The 20,715-nt window shown below is 60.1% G+C and carries 21 protein-coding genes and 1 pseudogene; 5 read left to right on the top strand and 17 right to left on the bottom strand.

Annotated elements, in window-relative coordinates; translation table 11 throughout:
* Nucleotides 1–214 precede the first annotated feature (214 nt).
* From WJ35_RS09565 to WJ35_RS31140, 12 genes and pseudogenes are all read right to left on the bottom strand, one after another.
* Nucleotides 215–3,079: a DUF927 domain-containing protein gene (locus WJ35_RS09565; RefSeq protein WP_069239088.1), complete on the bottom strand. Its 2,865-nt coding sequence runs from the start codon at nt 3,077–3,079 to the stop codon at nt 215–217.
* A gap of 127 nt (nt 3,080–3,206) precedes the next feature.
* On the bottom strand, nt 3,207–3,533 hold the full coding sequence (locus tag WJ35_RS09560) for a hypothetical protein (RefSeq protein ID WP_069239087.1): 327 nt from the start codon (nt 3,531–3,533) through the stop codon (nt 3,207–3,209).
* 9 nt (nt 3,534–3,542) lie between these two features.
* Complete coding sequence (locus WJ35_RS09555; protein ID WP_009908645.1) at nt 3,543–3,890, bottom strand: hypothetical protein; 348 nt, start codon at nt 3,888–3,890, stop codon at nt 3,543–3,545.
* On the bottom strand, nt 3,883–4,095 hold the full coding sequence (locus WJ35_RS09550; protein ID WP_006765346.1) for a hypothetical protein: 213 nt from the start codon (nt 4,093–4,095) through the stop codon (nt 3,883–3,885). Before WJ35_RS09550 ends, WJ35_RS09555 begins: the two co-directional genes overlap by 8 nt.
* Nucleotides 4,088–4,390, bottom strand: coding sequence for a hypothetical protein (locus WJ35_RS09545; protein WP_069239086.1), 303 nt, complete (start codon nt 4,388–4,390; stop codon nt 4,088–4,090). Before WJ35_RS09545 ends, WJ35_RS09550 begins: the two co-directional genes overlap by 8 nt.
* The gene (locus WJ35_RS31155) at nt 4,383–4,559 is read right to left on the bottom strand and encodes a hypothetical protein (RefSeq protein ID WP_111442231.1); all 177 of its coding nucleotides are present in this window, start codon (nt 4,557–4,559) and stop codon (nt 4,383–4,385) included. The genes WJ35_RS09545 and WJ35_RS31155 overlap by 8 nt, the downstream gene beginning before the upstream one ends.
* Before the next feature lie 360 nt (nt 4,560–4,919).
* A complete protein-coding gene (locus tag WJ35_RS09540) occupies nt 4,920–5,198 on the bottom strand; it encodes a hypothetical protein (protein ID WP_069239085.1) in 279 nt (92 codons plus the stop codon).
* Entirely contained in the window at nt 5,195–5,416 is a 222-nt protein-coding gene (locus WJ35_RS29840; RefSeq protein WP_080484275.1) for a helix-turn-helix transcriptional regulator, read from the bottom strand. The genes WJ35_RS09540 and WJ35_RS29840 overlap by 4 nt, the downstream gene beginning before the upstream one ends.
* A gap of 116 nt (nt 5,417–5,532) precedes the next feature.
* Nucleotides 5,533–6,063 carry a hypothetical protein gene (locus WJ35_RS31150; protein ID WP_134163167.1) on the bottom strand — a complete coding sequence of 177 codons (531 nt, stop codon included), beginning with the start codon at nt 6,061–6,063 and terminating at the stop codon, nt 5,533–5,535.
* Nucleotides 6,064–6,108: 45 nt separating this feature from the next.
* Nucleotides 6,109–6,324: pseudogene (locus WJ35_RS32725) on the bottom strand (transcriptional regulator domain-containing protein); the annotation flags it as partial.
* A gap of 141 nt (nt 6,325–6,465) precedes the next feature.
* Entirely contained in the window at nt 6,466–7,929 is a 1,464-nt protein-coding gene (locus tag WJ35_RS31145; protein WP_124259946.1) for a helix-hairpin-helix domain-containing protein, read from the bottom strand.
* Nucleotides 7,926–8,678, bottom strand: a complete 753-nt coding sequence (locus WJ35_RS31140; RefSeq protein WP_124259947.1) for a hypothetical protein — start codon at nt 8,676–8,678, stop codon at nt 7,926–7,928. Before WJ35_RS31140 ends, WJ35_RS31145 begins: the two co-directional genes overlap by 4 nt.
* Before the next feature lie 316 nt (nt 8,679–8,994).
* On the opposite strand from WJ35_RS31140, the gene WJ35_RS09530 reads away from it, so the two are divergent.
* The 3 genes from WJ35_RS09530 to WJ35_RS31135 all read left to right on the top strand — a co-directional run bounded on the left by WJ35_RS09530 (nt 8,995) and on the right by WJ35_RS31135 (nt 13,994).
* Nucleotides 8,995–9,570 carry a recombinase family protein gene (locus WJ35_RS09530; protein WP_069239083.1) on the top strand — a complete coding sequence of 192 codons (576 nt, stop codon included), beginning with the start codon at nt 8,995–8,997 and terminating at the stop codon, nt 9,568–9,570.
* A gap of 193 nt (nt 9,571–9,763) precedes the next feature.
* Nucleotides 9,764–13,282, top strand: coding sequence for a class I SAM-dependent DNA methyltransferase (locus WJ35_RS09525; RefSeq protein WP_155121890.1), 3,519 nt, complete (start codon nt 9,764–9,766; stop codon nt 13,280–13,282).
* Nucleotides 13,283–13,448: 166 nt separating this feature from the next.
* Complete coding sequence (locus WJ35_RS31135; RefSeq protein ID WP_124259949.1) at nt 13,449–13,994, top strand: hypothetical protein; 546 nt, start codon at nt 13,449–13,451, stop codon at nt 13,992–13,994.
* Nucleotides 13,995–14,279: 285 nt separating this feature from the next.
* Here the strand turns inward: WJ35_RS31135 and WJ35_RS09515 are convergent, their stop codons facing one another.
* Complete coding sequence (locus tag WJ35_RS09515) at nt 14,280–15,287, bottom strand: HEAT repeat domain-containing protein (protein ID WP_069239080.1); 1,008 nt, start codon at nt 15,285–15,287, stop codon at nt 14,280–14,282.
* Nucleotides 15,288–15,432: 145 nt separating this feature from the next.
* Complete coding sequence (locus WJ35_RS31130) at nt 15,433–15,687, bottom strand: hypothetical protein (protein ID WP_155121889.1); 255 nt, start codon at nt 15,685–15,687, stop codon at nt 15,433–15,435.
* Between the two features lie 146 nt (nt 15,688–15,833).
* Here WJ35_RS31130 and WJ35_RS09500 point away from each other — a divergent pair.
* Nucleotides 15,834–17,008, top strand: a protein-coding gene (locus WJ35_RS09500; protein ID WP_155121863.1) for an IS3-like element ISBvi4 family transposase whose coding sequence is annotated in 2 segments (ribosomal slippage) — nt 15,834–16,095 and nt 16,095–17,008 — 1,176 coding nt in all. Because the reading frame shifts where the segments join, the coding sequence is not laid out codon by codon here.
* On the opposite strand, the gene WJ35_RS29835 is transcribed toward WJ35_RS09500, so the two are convergent.
* Entirely contained in the window at nt 16,971–17,372 is a 402-nt protein-coding gene (locus WJ35_RS29835) for a hypothetical protein (protein ID WP_196773731.1), read from the bottom strand. The genes WJ35_RS09500 and WJ35_RS29835 overlap by 38 nt on opposite strands.
* Before the next feature lie 343 nt (nt 17,373–17,715).
* Between WJ35_RS29835 and WJ35_RS09495 the strand changes: the two genes are divergently transcribed.
* Nucleotides 17,716–18,030: a VOC family protein gene (locus WJ35_RS09495; RefSeq protein WP_230459658.1), complete on the top strand. Its 315-nt coding sequence runs from the start codon at nt 17,716–17,718 to the stop codon at nt 18,028–18,030.
* A gap of 835 nt (nt 18,031–18,865) precedes the next feature.
* Here WJ35_RS09495 and WJ35_RS09490 read toward each other — a convergent pair.
* Both WJ35_RS09490 and WJ35_RS09485 read right to left on the bottom strand, forming a co-directional pair.
* Nucleotides 18,866–19,552, bottom strand: a complete 687-nt coding sequence (locus tag WJ35_RS09490) for a hypothetical protein (RefSeq protein WP_155121888.1) — start codon at nt 19,550–19,552, stop codon at nt 18,866–18,868.
* Between the two features lie 337 nt (nt 19,553–19,889).
* A complete protein-coding gene (locus WJ35_RS09485; RefSeq protein ID WP_045566772.1) occupies nt 19,890–20,690 on the bottom strand; it encodes a transporter substrate-binding domain-containing protein in 801 nt (266 codons plus the stop codon).
* Nucleotides 20,691–20,715 lie beyond the last annotated feature (25 nt).

Genomic DNA, 20,715 nt, shown 5'->3' with positions numbered 1-20,715 from the left:
GGGGTAAGGCTTCGTGTGTCTCCAAACGATTTGGAGAACGCTGGAGATACTGGAGATAAACCGGGCTGGATTGTTACATCCCCAGCAAGAGTCGAGGCAACCGCCGACCCGGTTCCATCTGGAGCGTATCGCTCAAAGTAACTTTGACGCACGGGCCAAAAGTGCCGCGCAAAGGGATGCCCGCCACCGCCCTCCCGGACGGCGGCGGTGCAGCTTAGATTTCGAGTGAGAAGATGGACGGCAGGACGCGATAGACCATGAGGCGCTTTGTCATGCCGGGGATATGTTCTTGTCGATACGGACGCCCATCGCTACGCAGCATCAGCACACCCCGCTTCATCAAAGCCTTCTCGACGATCCTATGGTCGTAACCGGCGCATACTTCCTTGCGAAACACGGTTAACTCGATCAGGTATTCCGTCTCGACGCTTTCCGCGTCTTCGGCGCTCATCTTCTCGCCGAACTCAGCGTAATACGCTTGATCCGACTCGATGGCGATGCTGCTCTTATCGTGTTTCACGAGTCGCTTCCAGCCCGCACGGTGCGGCGCGTTCGGTCGATGGTCGTCCTGCGCCCGGTTCATCCAAACGAAACGGTTGTCGCCGTGCGCGACGAGGAAGTGCAGCACCTGCCGCACCGCATCCGCCTCGTCGGAATTACCCGTGCCGCCGCGCAGTTCGAGCCAGCCTTCGAAGCAGCGACGCGCGGCCTCGACCGCTTCGCCCTGCGGCCAGCCCGTTAGCCCGTGCGCCGTCGCCAGCTCGCCGGCCACCGCGACGAGGCAGAACCGCTTGGCGACGCGCGCGACCTGCGAATGCGAGCCGTCCGGCACCCATTGCCCGACCAGCTCATCGACGCGCATGCGCAGATGCTCGGCCAGCTCGTCGGCCTGCGACGACGCCCATTCGATAAACGCGGGGCCGGCCGTGCCGTAGTGCCGGCCGGCGTGCCGCTCTAGATGCTCGATCAGCGCGGCCGGCGTCGGGAAGCCGTGCAGGTTTTCTACGACGCCCATTTCGCCAACCTCGGCGGGAATCGCGGGCAAGCGCACCTCGATACCGCCTTTCATCGGCTTGTTGCCTTCGGCCATCAGCGCGGACACGCTCTTTTCGCCGTTCGACAGGAACAGCAGCCGCCACGTGAGAACCGGCTTTGCCGAGCCGCTACGCGACGCACGGGCCTTGCCCGACTCGTTCGCAAGCATGTAGATCACATCGCCAACCAAGCGCGGCTCGACCTGTCCGATTTCGTCGAGGATCAGCAGCGCGTCGCTATGCTGCGTGGCGACCGCTTCGAGCGCGTTGTCGGTCGCCTTCCAGCTCCGCACATAGTCCGGCGAGCCGAACACGGACGCGGCGATGACGCCGCCCGTCGACTTGCCCTTGGACGTCGTGCCGAGCAGGTGGAAGCCGCCCGACTGAAGCCCGGAGAAGTGCAGCAACGGACCAGCGAAGGCGGTAGCGACGCAGAACAGCAGCCGGCTATTGCCGACGCAGTAGGCTGCGACCTCGCGTTGCCAGTCGTCCAGCGTGCCACGCTCCTTGAACTGGCTCTGGATCGGCGTGTCGGCCTGATAGATCAGCGCCTCTTTGCCGGTGCCGATGACGCGATCGGGCAGCACGAACGCGCCGTGATGCCAGCCGACGCGCGGCACGCAGCGCACGCGCTCGTCCGGCTGCGCCATCTGCACATAGTTCGCGATCTGCGTGCGGGCGATCTGCGTCACTCCAAGCTTTACGCCCATATCGAGCAGCATGCGGCGCAGCTCCGTGCCGTCGCCGGCAAAGAGGCCGGCCGGCACCGCCCACCGTTTCAGGATGCCGTCGCGATCGGTGAATTCGAGCAGGTAGCCCCACTCGCTGTTCATCTCGTTGCGCGTCTCCGCAATCACGTCGATACGCGTGCTGACCCAATGCGGCGGGAGCGGGTCGCCCTGATTGTTGAAGCCGTGAAACCACACGCCCTTGTCGTCGACGACGAACCGCGACTTGCCGTCCTGCGCGCGGGCCGTTTTCGGGCGCTTGGCGGGCTTCGCGGCGGGCAGTGCAGCCTTGTCCTTGCCGGGATCCGCCGAGCCGGCTGGAGCGAGCGCAGCGTGCACGGCGGCGGCCACCGCATCGGGGCCGAGGTGCGTAGCCAGGTCGTTGAAGTCGGTGCCGGCCGCCGGGCGATTCGGACCGAAGTCGGGCACCGCGACGATGCCGGCGACGGCCTCGGCCGCCGCGCGGGCCTTCGTCACGCCCGGATTGCCCTTCGTCGTGTGGTCGTCATCGGCGCAAACGACGATCCGGGCGTCCGGATACTGGCCGCGCAGCGCCGTCGCGACCGCGTGCAGGTTGCCGGCGTCGAACGCAACGGCGGCCGGATAGCCGGTCGCGGCCGCGAGCGTCGCGCACGTGGCGTAACCCTCGCCAATCAGTACCGTCGACGGCGCGGAAGATAGCGTGCCGCCGATCAGCGAGAAGCAGCCCGCCTTGCGGCCGTTCGGCAGATAGCGTTTCTGGCCGTCCGTCAGGACGAACTCCAGCGTCCACAGCTTCCCGTCCGCGTCACGGGCTGGGATGACGAGTGCGCCGTCGCACGCGGCCGTGCCGATGCACAAGCCGCCGCGATAGACGCGCAGCGCGTCGACCGGGATGCGCTTGCGAACGAGATAGGGGTGATCGGCCGGCGCTGGCTCGGCCGCCGACCAGATCGATTCGGCGAGCGCCGACGCGGCTTGCTGCTTCTCGGTCAGTTCGGCCAGCTCGGCCGCTTCGCGGGCCGCGCGCTCGGCCTTCTGCCGCTCACGCTCCGCTGGATCGACCGGCTTCGCCCGATGCGCACGCGGATCGAAACCGCCTTGTTTGGCGAGGTGAAACAGCGTGTTGATGGTGATCTTGCCGCCCTTGAACGACTTCCACACATCGCGCGTGTCCTTGCCTTTGTAGTTCTGCGCGCCTTGGCTCCATTCGTTCCAGAGAGCGAAGCCCTCTTCGCCAAACTCGGCCTTAAGCGCCATCCCCACCTGACTCCACGTGTCGCGGTCGTCGGGCGGAACATAGCCGAGCGCGACTCTCGCCCGCTCGAATTCGGACATGGGTGCGTTACTCATAGGTTTCCACTGGACGCGCGTCGGTCGGCTTCCGATTAGTAGTCCATATCGGGTAAGCAGCTACCCGACGCGCGAAGAATTGAATGATGCGGCGATGCCTAGCGGCGAAGCGTCAACCGGCTGCGCGAGGCACCGACAGAACTGCTCCGCCGGCCGTGACGTCGTTGCTGTAGACGTAGCGGCCGAGCCGCGACTCGCCAAGGGCGTCGTTGGCCGCCTCCAGCGCCGCGCCGATCGACGGCAGGGACGCGCGGAACAGGCTCAGCACAAGCCAGTAGTCGTCATCGGACATAGCCTTGTCGGCCGCCCAATGCAGGCTGTCCAGCAGTTCCATGGCGTCACTGATCCGCGTGCCGATGCGGTTACGGTCAGGACGGTTCACCTCGGCCACAAAGTGCGACGCGAACGGTTGCACGGCATTCTTGTTCGTCTTTGCCATGACCGCCCCTCAGTGCGTCGTGCGCGGTTCGCGCGTGACAAGGCCGAGCGCAGCAAACAGGTGCTGCTGCACGCGCCCCATCAGGCCGGCCGCGAACGCCTGACGGCTGATCGTCACGCGGTGCGCGTCGACGTCGCCTGCGTCCTGCATGGCAGCTTCCATGCCGCGTGCGAACGCAGCGGCTTGATGCGCCGCGTAGTCGTGCAGCCGCACGTCGCCTTTCAGGTCGAGCCATGCGTCGGCGCAGATCGCGCCAAGGTCGACAGCGAATTGCAGCTCGATCGGTGCGCCGGTATCCAGCGGCGGTGCGTTGTCGAATCCGTCGACAACCGCGGTTCGGATGCGCTGGTCAGTCATGACACACCTCCGGTTGCGCGGTGCGGCGCATTTCGGCCGAATACCGGCTCGCGACGCTCTGCCCCATGTCGACGAGCGCTCGCTCGTAGGTGCCCTCCGCAAGATGCGAACGGACAGCATCGAACAGGGCTTCGAGCTGGGCGAACTGATGGGCCGCACACATGGCGATCATCGTGACTTCGTTCGGCAGGCGATATTTAGACATGGCGCACCTCCAGAATCGACGCGAGGAGTTGCCCGACATCGATCGCACAATCCAGCTCCGCTTCGCCGCGAATCGGCGTGAGGTTCCAGTCGTAGACGGCCGCGTGCGTGAATTCGCCGAACCGCCGGTCGTAGGCGCTGCGCCCCGAGACGGGGCCGCCCAAGATCCGCACGCGCCAATCGTGATCGGGCGTCGGGCGAGCTGATGCCACCTCGACCAGCATGCCGATGCGTGAACGCGCATCGCATTGCGTGACGATCGCCAGATCGCCAATCTTGCAGCGCAGGTCAGCCATGACGCACCTCCGCACGGACGAGCGCGGCGATGGCCGCCAATGCTGCGCCGGTTGCATCGAGCGCGTCCTGATACGTGTTGGCGGTTGCCGCGTCGCGCAGAGCTGCGCGGACAATGGATTGAATGAGGTGGGATTGCTGCCCGGTACGGGCGTGCGACGACTGGCGCATTGGGTGCGACCTCCTTTTGCTGAGTTCGGAACCCGGCCCCCAACGCCAATTGGGGTGGCCGAGCACATGACGGAGTTGGCGTACCGGCGCAAAAGGAAACCGGCGTGCCCGAAGGCACCCCCGCCAAGGCCCGACCATTGAAGGCGCTTAGCGTGCGGACGTAAAAAAACCGCGCTGCGGCGGTTGTCCGCCTTTTGCATGTTCCGGACGCCAATCCGGGTCGCTGTTGTCTCAACGACGTGCACAGGATACTGCGCACCGCCGCGATGTGCAAATCGGGGAGGGACGGGCCAGCGGCGGCCGCATGAGGCGGCCGACTCGCCGCACCCTTCACCACGGCAAAGTAACTTTGGCGAGACGTCATGCCGGGGCCTTCGGATCAAGCATGAAAACCGCGTGCTTGAGGAGTTCGACAGCACGCTTGGCACGCGACGGCATGCGTTCGGCATCGCGTTCGAACACCGTGGCCGCCGCCGCGATCCAGCAAGCGGCCTCGCGACGGGCTTCGTCAACGCTTTGCCCAAGCGCTTTGGCGAACCGCTCGCGCTGACGCGTCAATTCACTTTTGTAGAAAGCAGCGTCGGCTCGCTTTTTCTCGTCGCGTGCTACTGCGCGTGCGTTCGATGTGTCGTTCGTCATTGTGGTTGGCCCCGATTCGCACGCGCAGCGAGCCATGCCTCGATGTCGCGCTCGAGCCAGCCAACAGCGCGCACGCCAAGCGGAATGGGCCGAGGAAACGTTCCGGCCTGAATTTGCCTATAGATCTCGCTTTTGCTTAATCCGATGCGTTCGGTAAGTGGACGCAGGCGAACAACTCGATTTGTAGTGAGGGAAGGGTGCGGGTTTTGTATTTCCATTTGCGCTCCGGTGAAATGGAACCGCGCGGGACTGCACGGCACGAGAGTAGTGTCGTCATTTCCACGACAGCGCAAACGTCAGGTTTGAGGAAGCTATATTTATAGGGCTGAGGTTTCTACCTTGACACCGGTGCTCCTCTCATGATCGGTAACACTCGATAGTCGTGCTCTATATATCGGCGAGCCGCGTCGAGCGCGTTTCTTGCATCTTGCACATAGTCGACGTCGTCGACGTCCAGTTTTTCGTTCATGAACTGATCTGCCAATTCGTTTAGTGCCTGTGCTTCGGATAACCCGAGGTCTTTCATTGCGCGAAACCCGTCGAATGCACGCAGATATCGAGGCAACAAATTCCATCGAGGTCTAGCAGCTTTCCGCGCAGCAGGGAGTTTGGATTGCTGGAATTCCAGCACGGATTTCACTTGCTCTAGCTGCCGAGAAATTGGCATAGAGGCATCAAAAATCACCCTGTACTCAGTGTCGCGCAACGGTCGGTCAAAGTATCGTGACGAGTCTACGGGGCCACTAATGAACCCGCATGGTGCGTCGAATTCCATGTTCACAAATTGTTGGGTTCCATCGTCGAGAGTTAGCGGCCAGCCCCACACCCAAGACGGCGGGTACCAATAGTCAATACCCCAGTCCATGAGGAATTTCGAATGCGCGTCGAAGTCGGGGTGAGATGCAAGGCGCTGCTCGCGAGGAATGCGTGCTAACCGGTTACAGAAATCGGCCTGCTGCTTGATGAACTTTTCATTCCGACGCAGGAATTCCCACGCCCACCTGTCGCCGCTGACGGATGGTGGTGGGTACGCGGCTGGGTTACGCCAATCGGGAATTCGAAACCAACTCCGAACGCGACGCCGCGCATGAATAGAACCAAGTCGCCTACCATTAAAGACAAACAATGCGTGCTCTCCATACGCCCTTCAGACCCGAAGCCGAGTCAGCCGGAGAAGGTGTCCGGCTTTCGGGCGATCGCCCTAGGCCCGGCGGGCGGTATTTTCTCACGGGTCAACTTGGTTTGATCTTGACGTATTTGGAGCCCGTTACATCCATATGGCTTGTGCAACCGTATTCTTGATGCGGAAAAAGAACTTGGTGCCAATGCCCGACAGTTTTCGAAGGTCCTCGTCTGGCGCGGTGGCCAAATCTGCAATGGTTACTATGCCTGCATCGCGAAGCGTTCTGATTTTCTGCTCGGTCAATCCATAGGGATATACGTTTCTATTTCCAAGTACTTCTATGCCGAGCGCGAGGACAGCCAGGTTGCGCGACAGGTCTGGCTCGGGAACAGAAACATTGAGTACATCATTGGCGGAGTAAATCTCCGCCGGCTCGTCCGTGGCGGCTGACCAGTCGAGAAACAAATCTTGCGTTATCCGGCGCTGCGGTACGTGGTCGAGGAGCGTGCAGAGGTTGGATGCATACCGCCCACCTCGTCCACCGGATTTCAGAGCTCTAGACGCTTCGCGCCGAGAGATGAATCCCACGTATTCAAGAATTTCGAGTACCTTAACGAGGCGATGCTGATGGTCTTTGTGTAATAGCACCGATGTTGCACGTTTTTCCGCAAGATGCTTGAACAATCGCTCGGCAACGTCCTGCGCTGGATCCAGGAGCGGTTCATAAATTCCAAGCTTTGGCTTCAATTCGTCAAGCAGCGGCCAGTAGTAGTCTGCTCCGAGTTTAACGAAGGAGGAAGTCAATTCATTTAACCCGATAGTCTCGTGCTCGCTCAAAATATTGCAGGTGAAGATGAACGCTCGGGCATTTCCAAGTACTGCGCGACCAAGAAATCTGAAAATTCGTTCCTCGTCCACGAGTACGGATTTCGTAAATCTGCTTTCTAATCCGGTGTATCTTGCGGCGATCACTTCTCGAAAGAATTCCGAAAAGGCCGGGGTGCGTTCGTCTCTGGCTAAGTCGATAACGGTCGCATCGTTGTAGACGTCGAAACGCGTTCCAAACTTAGTTACTCCAGGATAGATTGCTGCTTTGCATGAAACTCCGTTCCCGGAAAGAGTGCGGAATAATCCAAAGAAATCTCCAAGATCTGTTTCACGGCCGATGTGAGCTGCATCGTCGAACATTAAAATTAGCCGCTTGTTTATCTTGGAAGCCAACCCAACGAGAGCGGATCTTATGTCTTCCGGTCCAATTCCTGACGCTAGTTGTTCGGCTGATCCAGTGCTGCTCAGAGCCTCGTTTACCGCTTCAACAAGGAGGCGCGTAAAGAATTGTTGATAGTCATTGCCGGTCGACTGCAACAACGGAAGATGGCGCAGGCTGAGATAGACTGGCAAGGCCGTAGGCAACGAAATCCGGGCGCGACGCGTCGCTTCGATGAGAAGTGCGCTCTTGCCGCTACCGCGACCACCACGTAGCAGAACGGGGCCGTGTGCCATTAGACTTTTGATGATCCTGTCTTCGTATTCCGTGAAGCGATGGAGACGAACGAAATCCGTCTCTTCACAGTCTTCTGCGGCGAGGACCAAACCGTCGTCATTCATTTCCAAAAACCCCCAATTCTATTTGCGAAGTCGATCGCCTTTTGCTCACTCCATCGGTATAGGAAGTGATCGCTAAAATGGCTTAGCAGCGCAAAGCACGTTAATCGTTGGGCAACAGTGTGAAAGTCGCTCTCAATTGATACGGCATCGAAGGCCGCGGCCGGATTGGACAGTAGTTCACTATGGACGCCCTTTGAGAATTTTGAGAAGAGTCCCTCTAGGCTGCTGCGAAGTTCGGCGCAAAATCGCTCCGGCTGCTTATTCGATAGGTCGGAAATCCAGTCGTGAACAACGCCAAATTTCGCAATGGCGTCACTTAATCTATCGAATGCGGGAATCCAAATTAGCTCGTTTGTCCATGGACCTAACAGAGAGCGACATCCATTCTCCCTCGTGTTTATGGACCACATTTGTGTTCCGGGCTTTTCGGGTGAAATGATATCGCCGGTCCACTGGATTCCGGATTTACTTCGTGCTTCGAACTCGTAATAGGACGCTTCCTGATGTCGCTTTGCTGCAAGAACCCTAAAGGGGTCCAAGCGCGCCAAAAGAGCGGTACACGCCGTTTCAAGATACGCTCGCCCCAGGTAAGGGCCATACAGAGGGATCGAATGAGCGTTCTCTTGCTTTCCTCGCAAAGTACGCGAGGCAATTTCCATGCGCAACAGTCGCAAGCGCAGGTCTCTCAAAACGCCTTGCAATTCGCTATCGGCGCTTGCAAGGTCCCCGACGACAATCCTGTTTAACATTTTCGAGCTTCCGAGTCTCGTTATGAGCATTGGCATCGCCGATCGTGTGACGACCCGGACCAGGCGAAGCCAGGGAAGTATAGCCGGTTCAACAGCCACGCCAGATAGACGACATACGGAACGCTGTTGGAAAGAGCTCATCGGAATGCACGGAGCCATGCGTCAAGCGATATGCCCTGGCTCATAGTCGGCAACAGTGTCCAAAACCGATCCTTTGCGGACAGGGGCATTTTGCCCTGTCCGTAAATAAGGGTTGAAATGTTTTGGACATTGCCTTACATTCGGACATCTATTTCGTACAGATTGAGTGCCCGATATGTCCCGAACCTTTGCCTATGCCCGTGTCAGTACGTCCGACCAGACCACCGCGAACCAGTTACGAGAGATCGAGGCGGCCGGCTTCTCGGTCGACAAGCGCCGCGTTGTGTCGGAAAGCATTTCGGGAAGCGTAAGCGCCGATCAGCGGCCGGGGTTTGCGCAGTTGCTCGTCAAGATGGAAGAAGGCGACGTGTTGATCGTGACGAAGCTCGACCGACTCGGCCGCAATGCGATGGACGTGCGGGCCACGGTCGAGGGATTGGCCGAACGCGGTATCCGGGTTCATTGTCTCGCCCTGGGCGGCGTCGATCTGACTAGCGCGGCCGGCCGGATGACGATGCAGGTGTTGAACGCGGTGGCCGAATTCGAGCGGGATCTGTTGATTGAGCGCACACGCGCTGGTATCGCTCGCGCGAAGGCGGAAGGCAAGGCGATGGGGCGGCCGTCCGCACTCTCGGACGAGCAGCGGGCGGACGTGCTGCGCGAGTTGGACGCGGGGGCAAGCGTGGCCGCGCTTGCTCGGCGATTTGGCACGAGCCGCCAGACGATCATGCGGGTGCGCGACGCAGTCTAAGCGGCGCGCGCCGTTCAACTCACGCCCTGCTAGAGCCCGGCTCAGCGGACCAAGCAGACAGTGTCAGGTTGTCTGGCTCAGTTCGGCCAGTTTGAGACATTCCACACCCCTGCTAGGATTGTCAACAATCGTGTATTGACGTAGCGCCGCACTACGTCACGCGACAAAGGTATCATCGCGTGTTATGGAAAAAATGACAAAAATCAAGGCGTTCATTGAACGCTGGCAAGGGGTAACAGCGAGCGAATTGGCGACCGCACAGTCTTTCGTGTTGGACCTGTGCGAGCTGCTCGAGGTGCCCAAGCCGCACCCTAATGCCGCGCAGGACTACATGTTCGAGCGTCCCGTTACTTTTTTGCACGGAGACGGCTCCAGGAGCGCCGGTCGCATCGATTGCTACCGGCGAGGGAATTTTGTGCTGGAAGCGAAGAAGCTGAAGGCTGGTACACATACTAAGGGGTTTGACGATGGCCTCTTGCGCGCCCGTAGTCAGGGTGAGGCCTATGCGAGGGCTTTGCCGCTCGCTGACGGACGACCGCCATTCGTGCTGGTTGTGGATGTTGGCACCGTAATAGAGGTGTATGCGGAATTCAGTCGCACGGGCGGGACGTACATCCCGTTTCCCGACCCTCGCAGCCACCGTATTATGCTCGCCGATTTGACCGACCCGGCCAAACTGGAGCGTTTGCGCCTGATTTGGACGAACCCGGACGCGCTTGACCCGGCCCGTATCAGCGCCAAAGTGACGCGTGAAGTCTCGGAACGCTTGGCAACGCTGGCGCGGTCGCTGGAACAGGCCGGGCACGCATCGCACGACGTTGCAGCCTACCTATCTCGCTGTTTGTTCAGCATGTTTGCCGAGGACGTCGGGTTGTTGCCCGAAGGCTCATTTCATGAGTTGTTAAAGCGGCATCGTGATGACCCCGCCACCCTCCAGCAAATGCTGCGCATCCTTTGGGCCGACATGGACAAGGGTGGCTTCTCCGCGGCCCTAGTTCGGCAGGTCTTGCGGTTCAACGGCAAGCTCTTTAAGGGAGCCACTTCCGACGTCTACAGCCTGCGCTTGTCAAGCGAGCAAGTGGACCTGCTCATTCTCGCGGCGCGAGCTAACTGGCGTGAGGTGGAGCCCGCCATTTTCGGCACGTTGCTGGAACGGGCGCTTGACCCGGACGAGCGGCACGCGCTCGGCGCCCATTACACGCCGCGCTCATATGTCGAGCGCCTCGTGTTGCCGACGGTGGTTGAGCCCCTACGAGCTGAATGGGCCGATGCGCAGGCCGCGGCTTTGTTGTTGGCGCATGAGGCTGCTGAGCTCGAAACGCGCCCTCCTGAAGTGAAAACGAAAAAGGATTTCGCCGCGCTCGATCGTCACAGCGCTGCCGTGCGAGCCAAGTGGCGGGATGCTCAGCAGCAGGTAAAAGATTTCCTGCACCGGCTATGCACGTTACGTGTGCTTGACCCTGCGTGCGGTAGCGGCAACTTTCTCTACGTGGCGCTGGAACATCTGAAGCGCCTGGAGGGCGAGGTCCTCAACCAGCTTGCAGCACTTGGTGACACGCAGACCGCTCTCGACCTTGGGCGCGAGACCGTCACACTGCAGCAGTTGCTGGGCATCGAAGTGAACGAACGCGCGGCGACCCTTGCCGAACTCGTGCTGTGGATTGGTTACCTTCAATGGCATATCCGGACCAACGGCAACAGCGCCGTCGCTGAGCCTGTGGTGCACGATTACGGCAACATCGAACATCGCGATGCCGTCCTGGCGTACGAACGACGCGAGCATATCCTCGATGCTAAGGGACACGTGATGACACGCTGGGATGGCGAGACCATGAAGTCTCATCCCGCGACGGGTCAGCAAATTCCGGACGAGTCGGCTCAGCTCGCTCAGTGGCGTTACGTGAATCCACGCCAATCACCTCCATGGCCAACTGCAAATTTCATCGTCGGTAATCCCCCTTACATCGGCAACAAGCGCATGCGCCTTCTGTTGGGCGATGGCTATGTCGATGCTCTTCGTGCGGCGTGGCCTGAAGTACCTGAAAGTGCAGATTTCGTGATGTACTGGTGGCAGCGTGCGGCAGAGGCTGTACGCAACGGAGAAGCTGAACGATTTGGCTTTATCACGACCAACAGCCTCACAATGATTTTCAATCGGCGGGTCGTCGAGTTTCACCAGTCGGCTACCCCGCCACTTAGCTTAGTTTTTGCCATACCTGACCACCCTTGGGTCGACAGTTCTGACGGTGCGGATGTGCGAATTGCCATGTCTGTCGGGGTTTCGGGAGCTGTTGAAGGGCGGCTTCTTACCGTCACCGAAGAGGTCGAGGCCGAAAATGGCGAAGTTGCAGTGCAACTGTCATCCCGGCAGGGCATGATTCACCCGGACCTGAAGGTCGGAGCCAACCTTACCAGCACAGCAAAACTGCGCTCGAATGCTGGCTTGAGTTCCATGGGCATGATGAGGGCTGGCAACGGGTTCATCGTGAAAAGTGAATCTGAGGTGCGCAACTTGGGCCTCGGAGAGACCCCTTTACTCAATGAGCGGATCCGGCCGTTTTGCAGCGGGAAAGACCTGACAAACCGCCCACGTGGATTCTGGCTGATTGACCTTTACGGATTGAGTGAGGAGGAAGTGCGAGCGCAGTTTCCACGCGTTTACCAATGGGTGCTTGAGCGCGTGAAACCGGAGCGCGATGTTAATCGACGGGCCCGGTTGCGTAACCAATGGTGGACCTTCGGCGAGCCCCGGCAAGGACTGCGTGCCGCACTTACGGGATTGCCGCGCTACATTGCTACGGTCGAAACGGCCAAGCACCGCCTGTTCGTTTTTCTCGACGCTTCTGTGCTCCCGGACCATAAGCTGGTTGTCATTGCCAGCGACGATGCATTTCACCTCGGTGTCTTATCCAGTGCTGCACACGTCCATTGGGCGCTCGCAGCTGGGGGCCGGTTGGGCGTTGGGAACGACCCCGTCTACAGCAAGTCCCGCTGCTTTGATCCGTTCCCTTTTCCCAGCACAGATACTGGCTTAACTGTCGAACTGGCGGACCGAATTCGTCAACTTGGCGAGAGCATTGACGCGCACCGAAAGCGTCAGCAGGCGGACCACGCTGATTTGAAGCTCACTCCTCTCTACAACGTTGTGGAGAAGTTACGTAGCGGTGAAGCATTGACCCCTAAAGAGAAGTCAACAAATGAAGCGGGGTTGGCTGGCGTCCTCAAGAGTCTTCATGATCAGCTGGATGCCGCTGTCCTCCAAGCCTATGGCTGGGCTGACCTGCATCTCCCTGCCGATGTCGATACGCTTCTGGATCGACTTGTTGCACTCAATGCCAAGCGCGCTGCAGAGGAAACGGCTGGTGCGGTTCGCTGGCTGAGGCCTGAGTTCCAGCAAGCGCAGGCCTTAGGCGAACAGGTGGCCCTTGAGGTCGAAACTGAAAGCGATCTTGACGAAGAGGCGGAGGGATTGCCCGTTAGCGCTGGGGCCGTGACTACGCGTCCGTGGCCCTCTAGCCTGACTGAGCAAATTAAGGCCGTCGCCGAAGTGCTGGCGCAATCGGGCGCGGGCCTCGATCGAGACGCGGTGGCTGCACGCTTTAGCGGCCGCGGTCGATGGCGCGAGCGCCTTCCGACGTTGCTGGAGACATTGGCGGTACTCGGTCGCGCTCGGGTGAGCGCTGATGGGAGGTGGACAGATGCCGGCCGTTGACGGGAGCCTACGATGACCCACCTGGCAAGTTTCACCTCTGTCGCAAGGCATATTCGATGACGATTGCACTGTCACTCGTACCCGCTTCCATAATGTCTGCCGGTGGTGAATTCGATCTAGCCTATCACGTCGGAGTGTCCGTTCTGGAGTGAGTTGGAGGGCGGCTGTGGGTCGGCAACCGTCGGCCACATCCGTCGGTTGGCGGCCAGGAACAGCCACTCGACGTCGCCCGCTGAATCGTTTCAATCTTGCCTTCTGCGGCCACGCAAAGGCATCATCCGATAAATCCCGCAACAGCTCCGAAGGGCAGATCATGTTTAACTGCAAAGCTAAACGAGCCCAAGCCGAAGTCGACGTCAACGCAATGATCGAACTGGACGATGTTTTGCGGAGCGTCATCGCCATACTGAAATCGGCGCCTGAGGGCTCAACCATTTCGCAGGTCCGCATCACGTTTCATCAAGATTCGTCATCAGGTTCCATGACGATGAATCCAATCTCTTTCGAGCGCGGTGGCAGCCCCTCGGCTGCGGCGGAGGCTGATTGGAACAAGCTGGATCAGGTCGTCATCAGCAAGATCAAGCATACGAACCTGGGAGCGGCGGTGAGGATTTATACGAAAAAATACTCTCGCCTCCGCGAGCACGACGAGATATTGATTACCGCCACGAAAGTTACCCATATCTATCGGCACGTATCCATTCCGATCTAGGGCCGTGAACGGCCGTCTTGGGGAAACCCGACTGGCCGCTGCGGGTCGGCTACGGCCGACCGCGTCGGGCGGCAGTCGGCCACTAGCTGACATTTGGCGTCTGAAGTCGAAAATGCTGGCTTCTCGGCTATCTCCGGCCGCTCCTGATATGAGACCCTCCCGGACAAGCGCACGTCTGCTGCCGAGCAAGCGAGCAGACTATTTCCCGACCGACAGATCCGGGAGAGACAGGAAACGAGGGCATTCACCCCCAAGGAAGAGGCCGACTATCAAACTCAAACTCGACTACGTTAGCGCGTCGTTGCGAATACCCATCACGTAACGAGCATTGCGCGCCACGGACGGGTCTGGATCGGCGGCCAGCCGGGCAAGCAGGGCCGACGCCGTGCCATTGAATTCGGCGAGCGCCTGACAAATACGTACACGGGTCTGGACATCGGCTTGACCGTCTGAGATCGCTGCTTCAAAGCGCTCCACAATTTGCTTTGCGATCGCAGGGTCTTCCGCCAAATCGGCTAACGCATCGGCCGCCTCGACATCGTGAGTCCCGCCAAGAACCTGCTCGATCAGCAGGGGAATGGCGTCGCGTATCCCCCATCCGCCAAGCACCCGCGCAGCGCGATACCGCACGCGCTCCGCGGGGTCGAGGAGCGAGCCACGCAAGGTCTCCACCGCATCGGAACCTCCGAGTTTCGCCAGCGCGAGCACGGCCCGTTCGCGTACTACCGGATCGGGCTGTTGAAGCGCCGCGCCAAGTACGCTGGCACCGCTGCCTATGGTTCTTGCCAGCGCCCAGTGCAGCGCACCTGCGACATTCGGCTCTTGTTCCTGGAGCAGTGCGTGGGCGATGAGTGCTGCAAGCGGGGCATCGCTGGACGCGGCGTCAAATGCAGCACGCTGTCTCTCAGGCGCATGCGTCGAGTCCAGTCCTTTCAGCAGATGCACGACCTCAAGCACTGCGGACCAATCCTCGGGGGAGGTGGCGGACACAGCAGTCAGCCGGCAAAGCAACGCTTGCTCTGCGGCCAGCCGCTCGCGGCTGCGAACCATCAGCGCGTCAATGAGCACATCGGGGTGAGGCGCTTGTTGGCTGAGCGCCTGACGCACCTCGGCCAGCCCGAGGCCCAGCGAACGCAGGCTTTCCACTTGGAACAGGCGCAAGGCATCGGCTTGCGAATACTCGCGATATCCCGCTTCCGTACGTCCCGATGGGCTGACCAGTCCGACCGCGTCGTAGTGCCGCAGCATGCGCGCGCTGACGCCGGAACGATTGGCCAACTCGCTGATGCGCATCACTTGTCTCCGGTGTCATCTGGTTCACGCCGCCTCGTGTCTCGGCCTTGGCTCCAATCGAGCCTCGAAAATTCTAACAAACCGCCAACGGCTTCCATCACCTCGGCCAACACGTGGCTCATCACATCGATCGCCGTAAACCCGCCTATTCATCGGCGTAGGGCAACGGTGCACCTGCGCGCCACGCATCGGCTGGATCGAGCACAAACGCACTCTCCGGGTCGGCGATGAGCCTGAGGCTCGCGCAGGCATGCACGCGAACCGCCGGGTCCGTGTGTCGGGCCGCCGCCGCATCGAGCGGGGCCATGGCGTCGTCTCCAAGCATGAGTAATGCCCGGCTCAGACTCCGCTTGAGGTCCTTGTCGCCGCGGCCTAGCTCGCGAACCAGTTCGCGAGCCAAGGCGGCTCGTTGCCAGGTGGGCACCAGCCCCGCTGCGGTGCGCCACGCAGTTCGTGCCACCTCCGGATCGGGGTCATGTAGATGCCTGAGGCCGGTCGGAAAAAATGGAAGCCAACGTTTCGTAAAATCGAGAAACGGAGGCATGGATGAATCGAATTCCAAGAGCGGTCTATACGAAGGAGCTTCGCGACGAAGCGGTCAAGTTGGCGTTGGCCGAAGGTGTGGGGGTATCGGAAGCTTCCCGGCGCTTGTCGATCCCAATCAAGACGCTGGCAAACTGGGTGCGCGCGGCGAAGGCCGGTAAGCTGAAAGATGTCGGCCGGCACCAGAGGCCACTGACGGAAATGGAGGCCGAGCTGGCGCAGGTCAAGCGCGAACTGGCCGAGGTCAAAATGGAGCGCGATCTGCTAAAAAAGTTCGCGACGTACTTCGCGAAGGAGTCGCGGTGAAGTACGGCGTGATCGAACAAATGCGACAGGACTATCCCGTGCCGCCGATGTGCCGCGTGCTGGGTGTATCGGTGAGCGGCTACTATGCGTGGCGCAAGCGCGGGCCGTCCGAAAGAACGCAGCAGGAGCCTCGCCTGGAAGCGGAGGTACTTGCGGCACATCAGCGAACTCGGGAAAGCTTCGGGCCCGAGCGCCTGAAGCAACATCTCGATGAACGTGGCGTGCGAATCGGCGTGCACCGGATCAGGCGACTGCGTAGAAAACTGGGACTGCGCTGCAAGCAGAAACGCCGGTTCAAGGCCACGACGAATTCGAAGCACGACCTGCCTGTCGCGCCGAATCTGTTGAACCAGGATTTCTCAGTGACCGCGCCCAATCAGGCCTGGTGCGGTGACATCACCTATATCGCGACCGACGAGGGCTGGCTGTATCTTGCCGGCCTGAAGGACCTGTACAGCGGCGAAATCGTCGGCTATGCGATGAGCGAACGTATGACGAAAAATCTGGTCATGCAGGCACTGTTTCGCGCTGTCGCAACCCGACGACCGCCGGCGGGCCTGATTCATCATAGCGACCGTGGGTCGCAATATTGTGCGCTGGCTTATCAAGCACTCATCGGCCAGTTTGACATGCGCGCGTCGATGAGCCGCCGTGGCAACTGCTACGACAACGCGCCCATCGAATCCTTCTGGGGAACGCTGAAGAATGAACTGGTCTATCATCAACGCTTCGCCACGCGCGAGCAGGCGCGCCTGGCGATCAGCGAATACATCGAAATCTTCTACAACCGGCAGCGCACGCAGGCGCGTCTGAACTACCAATCGCCTGTCGCGTTCACGCAGCGCTTCTATTTGAATCAGATCGCTGCTTAACCCGTTGGCCTCCACGAATTCCGTCCGACCTCAGCCCGCTTGTGATCGCTGACCAGGTTGCCGGGTCTCCGATCTTTGAGAGCGTATGTAGCGCCTGGCTACGCGCTTGCGCCAACGGCGAGCGCAGCTCGTCAAGCAGCAATGGCAATGTCAGATCCTGCGCATGCCGGGTGAGCGCCCAGGTGAGCATGTCGCGAACGAAGAAATCCGGTTCGACACCGCAACGCTTCACCAGTAGCGTAATCTGGCCTGGATCGGGAGCTGTGCCGGCACCAAGCGCAGCCGCAAGACGGAGCGAAGCGTCTGGATGCTCGAGTGCCGTGGTCAGTGCGTGACGGGAAGTCGGGGGAAAGTGACGGGTCATGAACGCCTCCTCGCCCGACAGTGGACGCCTTGTCACTGTGACAAGGTCAAGTGTTTTCGGGCGAGGCGCGAATTGCACGCCCAGGCAGCCGTACGTGGGGCCGATCACCGCCTCCTCCGCAGGTGACGGGCGACGGGCGACCACAAACCGACGTTCCGACGTAACAATCGCAAGTCCGCTTATGGACAGTCACGCCTGTTGCATGATGCTCAAGCTTCAATCACTGCATGAGTCCGGCCGACGCTGCTGTGAGCCAATTATTTTGGCGTCTGATACATTCGGTTGGCATCCATTTCGGGGATACGTCATGAAACTTCGGACCGTGTATTTGAAGGTGAGTGATATGGAGACGTCCACTTCCTTCTGGGAGCGACTTCTCGGATATGAACCGCTGAAGCGGTCCGGCAAGTGGACTGAATTCATGATCGGCACAAACAGACTGGGCCTTTTGTTAAACGATTTTGGAGATGAGATAAAAGGTAGCAGCTCCGTCCCTGCCTTTGAGTTCGAAGAAAATGCACTTCACGAATTCGTGAATCGGGCAACAGAAAACGGGGCCTCCATCGTGATGGACGGATTGAAGATCGAGTCCATGAAAAGCATTGTATTGAGCAGCCCCGACGGACACGAGTTCGAGCTTTGCATGTGCCGCAACTAACCAACGGCTGTGCAGTTCATCGCATGTCCTACGAACGACCGCTTGGCGGCGACGAAGGGCCGTTGCAAGAGCCACGACGAATGTCCCTTCCGGGTCGATCACGGCCCTTGATGAGGTGACGTCCAGGCAATCTCAGACCTGATCTGCCTCCGACTGAGAGGTTAGGTCTGGACTTGCACATCTCGGTCCCCGAATCACCAATTTTGTCGCGATTATGCCGCGCTTGCTTGCGCCAATCACTGACGTGATGCGACGGTTGCAAAGTAACTTTTCATTGAACACAAGGCCAGCTTTTGCCGTCGCATCGGGGAGGGCTGCGGCACGGGAGTTTCTTTGCGCGCAGCGTTCCAGATCGCAGGGTGCTTCTCGACACGGCTGGCGTCATGCGACGTATTTGCCGGCTATCTCCAACTTTGTCTCCAAGTAAATGAGTGTTTTGGAGATACACTTGGAGATAGTTGGACCCTTGACCAGTAAGGCTTTCGGGGTGAATTGAGCATATATCTCCAAATCTCCAGAAGTTTTCTGTTCGGGCGGCCGATGATCGGCGACTTACGCCACAATTTTTCGCTCGATGGCCTCATCCGCATTGGCTCACCCGTTTGGGGGTATGTTTGGGGGTTCATGTTCCAACCGTCGATTTCATTTTCTTTTTGAATCAATGGGTTGGATATGGATTGTTGATCCTGCAGCCGCACCATATTGAACGAAGGGCCGGGAGATTGATTCTCCCGGCCCTTCGTCTTTTCTGCTTCCCCGCGCGACACACGTGATTCCGGGCGCATGCTTGCTTCGCGACCCGACGCCCGCATCCCCCGATTGCCGCCGCACATCGCTAACCGACGCCGTTGCGCTGCAGCCAGTCTCGAAGGCAGTGCTTGCATACCGATGTCCCGCTTTCGAGCAGGGCGCGGCTGCGGTCGCCCGATTCCATTCGATAGATGCCTGTAGAGAGATCGATATCCGGTCCCAGCGCACGAAGAAGGAAGGCTTCGTCGAACCAGAATCTGTTTTCTGCTTTCGTTGAGATCACGACTACATTGATTAGTCGGCCATGCGGCCCCGCGTCACGCTGATCGATCAAGCCTGCCAGGGCGGGCGATGTACGCGAACCGAACGTAATCCCGTGGATATCGCACTTGACGAGTGGACCCTCCACCGTCGCATTGTCGGCGACGACCGCCGTGTCGAACGCGCGTGACACGTGCGTTGGCGAGTCCGGTTGTTCGCCTGAACGTACGAGCAATTCATCCAGGCAAGCCGGGCAAACATGCTCGCACGCCCGGTCGAGCAACGCGAACTTTCGCAACTCGGTGACATGCGCGACGCCGTCGACATGGTTGGCGGTGACAGCATGCTCGTCCAGATCCGCGCGCGTCATCCATACGACGTGGCTGCGTTTGGGTCGATCCAGCGATACCCGCACCAATTCATCGGGCTCGAATCGTCCGCGCTCGCGAATTTGGTCGCCGATGCGTTTCGCAGCCACCGTGAATGGCCGCACGCCGTGTCTGGCGCACAACGTTTGAGACCTCCTCTGTCGTTACCTCGTCATCGACTACTTCACGCGTGGACCGACGCCATGTCGGTTGCGGAACGCCCACGCATGTCTGCCCTTCGCCGGAGCGTCGGCTCCCCCGGCGTTCAACACGTCCATCCCGTACGTCATGCAGCTGTTGTTGGACACGTCCTAGGCACCGTCTGGGTTGTCGCGAGTGGTGCGCACCATGCGCAGCGACGTGGCGGCAGCGTGTCATCGTCAGGAACGGCCGACCGAGTTCTCGCGCCCAGCAGGTGCCAACGCGTCACGCCCTCCCCAACGCGAAGAACGTGACGCATCGCCCGCCACAAGAGACGCCCTACTGCGCGACCGGCACGGTCACATCGCTGCCGAACCAGTGCATCGAAATCTTCTTCAGCGTTCCGTCCTGCTTCAGCGACGTCAGTGCGTCGTTGATCGCCTTCTCGAACTTCGGATTGCCCTTGCGGAACGGGATCGCCATTTCCTGCTTGCCGCCGTTCAGCACGGCGCCCGGGCGCAGCGGCAGGTTCGACGTCTTGATCATGTAAGGCAGCATCAGGCGATCGTCGAGGGTCGCCTCGATCCGGCCGGCCGCGAGGTCGCGCAGCTTCTCCGGCGCGCCCGGATAGGTCTGCACCTCGATGCCGGGCACGGCCCGCGCCATCTGGTCATAGTTGGTGCCGAGCGTCACGCCGAGCTTCTTGCCCTTGAAATCCTCGAGCGACTTGAAGTCGCGCTTGTCGTCCTTGCGCTGGATCAGCTGCGCGGCGGAATACGTGTACGGCTGGCTGAAGTCGAGGACTTCCTTGCGCTGCGGCGTGATGGTGACCTGGTTGACGATCACGTCGAACTTGCCGGCCTGCAGGCCCGCGATGATGCCACTCCATTCGGTCGGGACGAACTGCGTCTTCACGCCGAGCTTGGCGGCGACCGCCTTCGCGACGTCGACGTCGAATCCTTCGAGCTGCCCCGACGTGCCGCGCGAGTTGAACGGGGGATACGTGCCCTCCAGGCCGATCCTGAGCACGCCGGCCTGCTTCACCGAATCGAGCAGGTCCTCCGCGTGGGCGGCAACGGCTGTGAAGCCCAGGGCCGATGCGAGCAGCAGGCCCGAGAGCAGGAACTTCGAAGGTTTCATCGCGTATCTCCAGTGTTCAATGTGG

The organism is Burkholderia ubonensis (assembly GCF_001718695.1).
Classification (GTDB): domain Bacteria; phylum Pseudomonadota; class Gammaproteobacteria; order Burkholderiales; family Burkholderiaceae; genus Burkholderia; species Burkholderia ubonensis_B.
This window is presented reverse-complemented; position numbering and strand designations above follow the sequence as displayed.